Genomic DNA, 7,706 nt, shown 5'->3' on the forward strand with positions numbered 1-7,706 from the left:
CAGATGTCCGGTTCGCCTTGGTGCTTTCGTTTATGCGGCGTCTTGCGCATCCGCCTCTAGCGTTGTGCGGCGTTTGTTCTCATTGCGACGCATCAGATACCACGCGATAAACGTGGCCAGTGACACGGTGAGTATAATAAGCGTGGCTAACGCATTGATCTTTGGCGAAACGCCCATGCGCACCGATGAAAACACCACCATCGGCAAGGTGTTAGCCCCCGGCCCAGAAACAAAGCTCGCGATCACAAGATCGTCCAGCGACAGCGTAAACGCTAACAGCCAACCCGCTGCCAGCGCCGGGGAAATCACCGGCAACGTAACGGCAAAAAACGTTTTCATCGGTGGCGAGCCCAAATCCATTGCTGCCTCTTCAATGGAGCGGTCCACCTCGCGTAGCCGCGCCGCCACAACCACCGCGACATAGGCGCTACAAAAGGTAGTGTGGGCGATCCAGATCGTCGCCATACCGCGATCCGTTGGCCAGCCAATTAACTGGGCCATCTGCACGAACAGCAGCAAAAGCGATAACCCCGTGATCACCTCCGGCATCACGAGCGGCGCCGTCACCATGCTTGAAAGCGCGGTCTTGCCACGAAAGTGGCCAAAGCGCGTCATCACAAAAGCCGCTATCGTGCCCAAACACACTGCCATGCTGGCAGAGAAAAAGGCAACGCGCAGGCTCGTCCACACCGCTGAGAGAATCTGCTGGTCATCAAAAAGCGCCGCGTACCACTTAGGCGAAAACCCCGCCCACACGGTCACAAGCTCAGAGACGTTAAACGAATACACCACCAGCACTACCATGGGCAGATAGAGAAACAACAGCCCCAACACCAGTATGACGGTGGAAAAGTTAACGCGGCGACTGGCCATCATTTCTCCATTGCCTTCGATTGATAACGGTGAAACCACACAATCGGAATCAACAATAAAAGCAGCATGACCATTGCTAACGCCGACGCCACAGGCCAATCACGATTTTGAAAAAATTCATCCCATAATACTTTCCCAATCATCAACGTATCCGGCCCGCCTAAGAGCTCAGGAATCACAAACTCCCCCACCGCTGGAATAAACACCAGCATTGAGCCGGCGATAATGCCCCCCGTTGAGAGCGGCAGCGTGACTTTTATGAACGTATTAAAACGCCGCGAACCAAGGTCTGACGCTGCCTCTAACAGGGCGTAATCCAAGCGCGCCAAGTGCGCGTAAAGCGGTAACACCATAAACGGCAGGTAGGCATAAACGATGCCGATGATCACCGCAAACTGGGTGTTCATCATGCGTAGAGGTGAATCAATTAGCCCCATCCACAGCAACGCATTGTTGATCAAACCACTATTACCCAGAATGCCCATCCACGCGTAAATGCGGATCAAAAACGACGTCCACGACGGCAGCATCACTAACAGCAACAACACCAGCTGCCAGCGTTGGGGGGCACGTGCCATGGCATATGCCATTGGGTAGCCAAGCAACAGACACACAAGCGTTGCCGTAAACGCGATTTTAATGGACCCCCAATACGCCGCGACGTAGTAAGAATCACTGAGCAAAAAGAGATAATTGCTCACGTTGAGAAAAACATGCAGCGTTTGGTTGGCGTACTCCACAAGCGGACCGTAGGGGGGCACGCTAATCGCCGCCTCGGAAAAACTGATTTTGAGCACCAGCGCAAACGGCAGCAGAAAGAACAGCGAAAGCCATACCAATGGGAACGCGATGACCGCTCGCCGTCCTAGCCGCAAGCGCTTGATCCATGCCGTCACTTGACCTTGCCTCATCCGGCGCCCTCTTCCCTAATGATTAAGCACGACAACACTGTGGTCTTCCCAATAGACATAAACCGCCTCCCCCCAGGTCGGCCGATCACCTCGCCGCTCAGTATTGGCCATGCTGACTTTGATCAGCTGCCCAAAAGAGGTGCGAATGTAATAAAGCGAAAAGCCACCCAGATAGGCAATATCCTCCACCTCACCTTGCTCCCAGTTACACTCGCCGCTGGGCTTATCACGGGTCAGCCATACCTTTTCAGGGCGCAGCGCAACCCACACCCAGCGCTCATCGGCCTGAGTGGTAACGCCATGATCAATATAAATGGGTCGCGCCAACATCGGCGACGCAATCCGACAATGGCTCGCGCCATCTTCGGTAACCTCGCCTTCAAACAGGTTCACCGTACCAACGAACTCGGCCACCATTCGGCTAACCGGGCTTTCATAGACATCTACCGGCGAGCCAATCTGCTCAATCCAACCATCGGCCATGATCGCCACTCGGTCCGCCATCGTCATTGCTTCTTCTTGATCGTGGGTGACCATGATGCAGGTCACGCCAACCTGCTCAACAATTTCCACCACTTCAAGTTGCATCTCGGTGCGCAGCTTTTTATCCAGCGCGCCCATGGGCTCATCAAGGAGCAAAAGTTTGGGACGTTTAGCCAACGAGCGCGCCAACGCCACCCGCTGTTGCTGTCCACCGGACAGTTGATGAGGCTTGCGTTTAGCAAAGCGTTGCATGTGTACCAGCTTGAGCATGTGTGCCACGCGCGCGTCAATCTCATCTTTTGATAAGCGGTCCTGCTTCAAGCCAAACGCGATATTTTGCGCCACGCTCAAATGGGGAAATAGCGCGTAAGATTGAAACATCATGTTGATGGGGCGCTTATGCGGCGGCATCTGAGTAATATGGCGACCGTCGAGCACAATGCTCCCTTCGCTAGGCGTTTCAAACCCGGCAAGCATACGCAGGAGTGTTGACTTTCCCGAACCGGAACCGCCTAGCAGAGCAAATATCTCGCCACGTTTAACCTGAAGATTGACATCATCTACCGCGACGGCATCATCAAAGCGCTTCGTCAGATGCTTCACTTCCAGCACAATATCTTCACCAAAACGCGGCGTTTTCCCTGACGTGCTCAAAGCAGGGGTTGAAGCCATTCGCACTCCCCTCGGTAGGCTGCTCGCAAGCGCGAGACGACAAAAGACAAACAGCGGGCCTTAAAGGCCCGCTGTCTTTGAGATCAAAAAACTTAGCGCCCTGATTTTACCCGATTCCAAATGCGAGTCCGAGTACGCTGTACGTCTTGCGGCTTCTCGGCTACCACATACAGATTTTCCATCACCGCGTCGGTTGGATAAATAGCACGATCATTTAAGATATCGTCAGGCAAATACGCGTCCGCCGCCGCGTTGGGGTTAGCATAATTTACGTATTCAGTGATTCCAGCGGCGATTTCAGGGTCCAGAATAAAGTTAATGAAAGCATGGGCGTTTTCGGGGTTGGGTGCATCCGCTGGCACCGCCATCATATCAAACCAAAGCTCGGCACCTTCTTTGGGAATCGTATACGCCACGGTGAAATCACGCCCCGCGTCTTCAGCACGATCAGCCGCCTGAAACACATCGCCTGAATACCCGGCGGCAACGCAAATATCCCCATTGGCCAAGTCAGACACATAGCGCGATGAATGGAAGTAAGTCATGTCATCGCGGACAGCGGCAAGCAAACCCCCCGCCGCTTGAAGGTCTTCGGTATCATTACTGTGCGGGTCCAAACCAAGATACGCCAATGCAGGCGTTATCATCTCAGCGGCGGAATCCAACATCGAAAGACCACAACCCGCTTCGTTTAGCTTCCCGGTAATTTCCGGGTCAAACAGTAATGCCCAGCTATCGACCGGCGCGTCATCGCCTAAAATTTCCTTCACACGGTCGGCGTTATAGCCTATCCCATTGCTGCCCCACATATACGGCACTGAGTAACGGTTACCCTCATCAACGACATCCAGATTTTCCAACAGAACGTCATCCAAATTATCCAAATTGGGCAATAAGTCGTGATCTAATTCTTGATAAACGCCGGCTTTGATTTGACGCGTCAAATAGTAGGTAGAAGGCACCACGACGTCATAGCCAGAGCGCCCGGAAAGCAGTGCGGCATCAAGGACCTCGTTGCTATCAAACACATCATAAACCACCTCAATGCCAGTGCGCTCAGTGAACGTATCGAGCGTCTCGGGGGCGATATAGTCTGACCAGTTATACACTCGGACTTCTTCAGCGTGAACAGTCGCCGCCGCTGTGGCCAATGAGACGGCCACAACGGCCGCGGAAAGTTTGTGCAGATTCCCCATCAAAAAACCTCCTGGTTGACTTTTTCGCGTTTTCTTTGGCGGTTAAATTTTGCGGTGCAGGGTCGTCCATCGCAAGTTAAAGCGAACAAAATGTTGCTTTTCGCTAGGCTTATCCCCACCTACCAATACGTAACGGCGCATAAGACGCCACTTGCGCTGTGTATCATAGCTTCACCCTATCGATTACATGGCTATTATTAATTTTCGCAGCGCAGCATCTACGACTAAGATATGACAATCTTTAAGTCATCAAATATTTCAATCACTAGGAGATAAACTGAATGTCCCTTATCAACACTGAAGTTAAGCCATTTAAAGCCACTGCCTATCACAATGGCGAATTCGTGGATGTCACCAGCGACAATTTGAAGGGTCAGTGGTCAATCTTCTTCTTTTATCCGGCCGATTTTACCTTTGTTTGCCCCACTGAGCTTGGCGACTTAGCCGACTATTACGCAGAATTCAAGAAAATGGGCGTTGAAATTTACAGCGTTTCAACCGACACCCATTTTACCCACAAAGCATGGCACGACAGCTCTGAGACCATCAGTAAGCTACAGTTCCCGATGATTGCCGATCCGACGCTGACCATTTCGCGTAACTTTGAAGTGCTGATCGAAGAAGACGGCTTGGCAGAGCGCGGCACTTTCGTGGTTGACCCGGATGGCAAAGTTCAGATCGTCGAAATCAATGCTGGCAACATCGGCCGCAATGCCGAAGAGCTGCTGCGCAAAGTGAAAGCCGCACAATACGTTCGCGCTAACCCGAACGAAGTATGCCCGGCTAAGTGGGAAGAAGGCGAAGCGACCCTCGCACCGTCTCTCGATCTAGTAGGTAAAATCTAAGGTACAACGGCCTTAGCTAGCCTCACAGTACGACAAAGCCCTGCTCAATTTTGAGATATTCATTTTTGAGACGCCGATTGGCTGGCTTTGCGAAACACCCGGGGCTCCCCCCGGGTGTCTTCTTTGGAATTCGTGTTTTACCCCACGTCGATATTTTTTAATCTTTGCCATTTGCGAGGAAAGCACTGTCATGCTGGACGCTAATCTAAAAAATCAGTTGAAAGCTTATCTGGAGAAAGTGACTCAACCGTTCGAGATCGTTGCGTCCCTCGATGACGGTGACAAGTCACGCGAACTACTGGGCCTTCTTGAAGACATCAACGGCCTTTCCGATAAGATTTCCCTCTCAACCGACGGCCAAGACACGCGTACACCGTCGTTTGCGATCAATCGTCCCGGCGAAGAAACCGGCGTGGTATTCGCCGGCATCCCCATGGGGCATGAGTTTACCTCGCTGGTACTCGCTCTGCTGCAGGTAGGCGGCCATCCGCCGAAAGTCTCCGATGACGCGCTTGAGCAGATTAAAGCCCTCGATGGCGAGATGCAGTTTGAAACCTACTACTCGCTATCGTGCCAAAACTGCCCTGACGTGGTGCAAGCGCTTAATTTACTGGCCATTTTCAACCCGAAAATTCGCCACGTGGCGATCGATGGCGCGCTATTTAAAGACGAAGTAGAAAGCCGCGAGGTCATGTCGGTACCGAGCATCTTCTTGAACGGTCAACCGTTTGATCAAGGCCGCATGACCTTGGGACAAATCCTGGCCAAGGTAGACACCGGTGCCGCCGAGCGCGATGCCAAGGCGATGAGCGAAAAAGCCGCATTCGATACGCTTATTGTCGGCGGCGGACCGGCAGGCGCGGCGGCCGCGATTTACTCGGCGCGCAAAGGCATCAACACCGGCGTTGCCGCTGAACGCTTTGGCGGCCAAGTCTCGGATACCATGGGCATCGAGAACTTTATCTCGATGACAAAGACCGAAGGCCCGAAAATGGTTTCCGCGATGGAAGAACACGTCAAAGACTACGACGTCGATGTGATAAACCTGCAGCGCGCCGTGACGTTTACCCCGGCGGAGCACGAAGGCGGGCTGCATCAAATTACCTTTGAGTCGGGCGCCACGCTCAAGAGCAAAACACTCGTACTCGCCACCGGCGCCCGTTGGCGGGAAATGAACGTACCCGGCGAACAAGAATACCGTAACAAAGGTGTCGCATACTGCCCGCACTGCGACGGCCCGTTGTTCAAAGGCAAGCACGTGGCCGTTATCGGCGGCGGCAACTCTGGCGTGGAAGCGGCCATTGATTTGGCGGGTATCGTCGGGCACGTCACCCTGATTGAATTCATGGGCGAAATGCGCGCCGATGCGGTACTGCAGAAAAAACTTAAGACGCTGCCGAACGTCGACATCATCCTCAACGCCCAGACGACCGAGGTCACCGGCGACGGGAGTCGCGTTAACGGCCTACGCTACAAAGACCGCACCAACGATGACATCAAACACGTCACGCTAGAAGGTATCTTTGTACAGATCGGCCTCGTGCCCAATACCGAATGGCTCAAAGGCTCGCTGATAGAAATGACCCCGCGCGGTGAGATTATTGTCGACGCTCACGGCATGACGTCAGTGCCCGGCGTGTTTGCCGCCGGCGATGTCACCACGGTGCCGTACAAGCAGATCGTCATCGCCATGGGCGAAGGCGCGAAAGCCTCGCTTGGCGCTTTCGATTACCTCATTCGTCACTAGTTATTTAACGCTGAATGTTTCCCCTAGACGTTGTTCTTAACGTCAGCCCGCTCACCGCGCGGTTTTTTTTATCCGTTATGTAACATTCAACGTACTTATGATACCGGGACATTACCTAAGTGGGCTAGACGCCTAGGTTGAAGCACCATTTTTTCATTCAACTGCGTAAGCGAGCCAGCAACCATATCTACCGCAACTGACCGACACTGAGCACACTGGTGGCCCCTGGTATAAACAGGAGGACGCCATGAGCGAAATGACTTCAACACAGGCCTTCTGGCTGGACCATCTCTTCCATGCCTCGTCTCGGCAATTGCCGTTTAGTGATTATGCCGAAGAGCAGGCGTTGGCGTTGGCGTCATTGTTAGCTTGGAAGCAGCGTCTATTGGTTCAAGGTGTGACCGTGCCGCGAGCCGGTCGACATGCGCAAGCAGATCGATAGGCTGGCCCAGGAAGCCATGGAACTCAACCCGGTGCCTGTCGAGGTAGTTGGAAAACACGGTCATGCTACTTCTAATTGCTGATCCTGCTGGTACACCGTGTCCTCCGCACCTGGAATCAGCCAAGCTGTTTTGGGAGGAGTCCAGTTGCGTGTAGATCTGCTCCACTGTTACTGGGCAGGATCATATTGATGAAATGGACGACCTGCCGAGTATGGATATCGAGCGCCTTAACGCCTTCTTCCGCGTCTACGAGAACCTGCCCGATGGTGGCAACAACAAACTCAACGGCTTTGGTGATGCCGGATAAGCCCGTGACATACTTGCCCAGACACTGGATGCTTACCAAGCCGACCAGAAAGAATGAATATTTTTTTGAATGAAATATAATACTAAAGTAGGAATACAACATTAAAGATTCTTGCTAACTTATTGGGAACAATGGTTCGGACAGTTTCATGACGCGATAGCGCCGTAGTGGCACATCTCGTCAAAGTCGGGTCGGGATTTTATGCGATTGAAGTCCAGACCTAAGTAAG

7 protein-coding genes are annotated in these 7,706 nt (G+C 52.9%); 3 read left to right on the plus strand and 4 right to left on the minus strand.

The features are described 5' to 3' along the window. Positions 1-30: 30 nt before the first annotated feature. The 4 genes from QC823_RS06485 to QC823_RS06500 all read right to left on the minus strand — a co-directional run bounded on the left by QC823_RS06485 (position 31) and on the right by QC823_RS06500 (position 4,135). The gene (locus tag QC823_RS06485; protein WP_422823603.1) at positions 31-876 is read right to left on the minus strand and encodes an ABC transporter permease subunit; all 846 of its coding nucleotides are present in this window, start codon (positions 874-876) and stop codon (positions 31-33) included. After that, on the minus strand, positions 873-1,784 hold the full coding sequence (locus QC823_RS06490; RefSeq protein ID WP_309655539.1) for an ABC transporter permease subunit: 912 nt from the start codon (positions 1,782-1,784) through the stop codon (positions 873-875). Before QC823_RS06490 ends, QC823_RS06485 begins: the two co-directional genes overlap by 4 nt. A gap of 15 nt (positions 1,785-1,799) precedes the next feature. Beyond that, complete coding sequence (locus QC823_RS06495) at positions 1,800-2,939, minus strand: ABC transporter ATP-binding protein (protein WP_309655540.1); 1,140 nt, start codon at positions 2,937-2,939, stop codon at positions 1,800-1,802. A 92-nt stretch (positions 2,940-3,031) separates the two neighbouring features. Further along, entirely contained in the window at positions 3,032-4,135 is a 1,104-nt protein-coding gene (locus QC823_RS06500; protein WP_309655541.1) for a polyamine ABC transporter substrate-binding protein, read from the minus strand. A 281-nt stretch (positions 4,136-4,416) separates the two neighbouring features. Between QC823_RS06500 and ahpC the strand changes: the two genes are divergently transcribed. From ahpC to QC823_RS06515, 3 genes are all read left to right on the plus strand, one after another. Continuing rightward, positions 4,417-4,980 carry an alkyl hydroperoxide reductase subunit C gene (ahpC, locus tag QC823_RS06505; protein WP_309655542.1) on the plus strand — a complete coding sequence of 188 codons (564 nt, stop codon included), beginning with the start codon at positions 4,417-4,419 and terminating at the stop codon, positions 4,978-4,980. A gap of 190 nt (positions 4,981-5,170) precedes the next feature. Beyond that, complete coding sequence (ahpF, locus tag QC823_RS06510) at positions 5,171-6,727, plus strand: alkyl hydroperoxide reductase subunit F (protein ID WP_309655543.1); 1,557 nt, start codon at positions 5,171-5,173, stop codon at positions 6,725-6,727. Between the two features lie 247 nt (positions 6,728-6,974). Further along, the gene (locus QC823_RS06515) at positions 6,975-7,169 is read left to right on the plus strand and encodes a hypothetical protein (RefSeq protein ID WP_309655544.1); all 195 of its coding nucleotides are present in this window, start codon (positions 6,975-6,977) and stop codon (positions 7,167-7,169) included. Positions 7,170-7,706: the final 537 nt, after the last annotated feature.

This window comes from Vreelandella vilamensis (assembly GCF_031451755.1).
GTDB lineage: Bacteria > Pseudomonadota > Gammaproteobacteria > Pseudomonadales > Halomonadaceae > Vreelandella > Vreelandella vilamensis.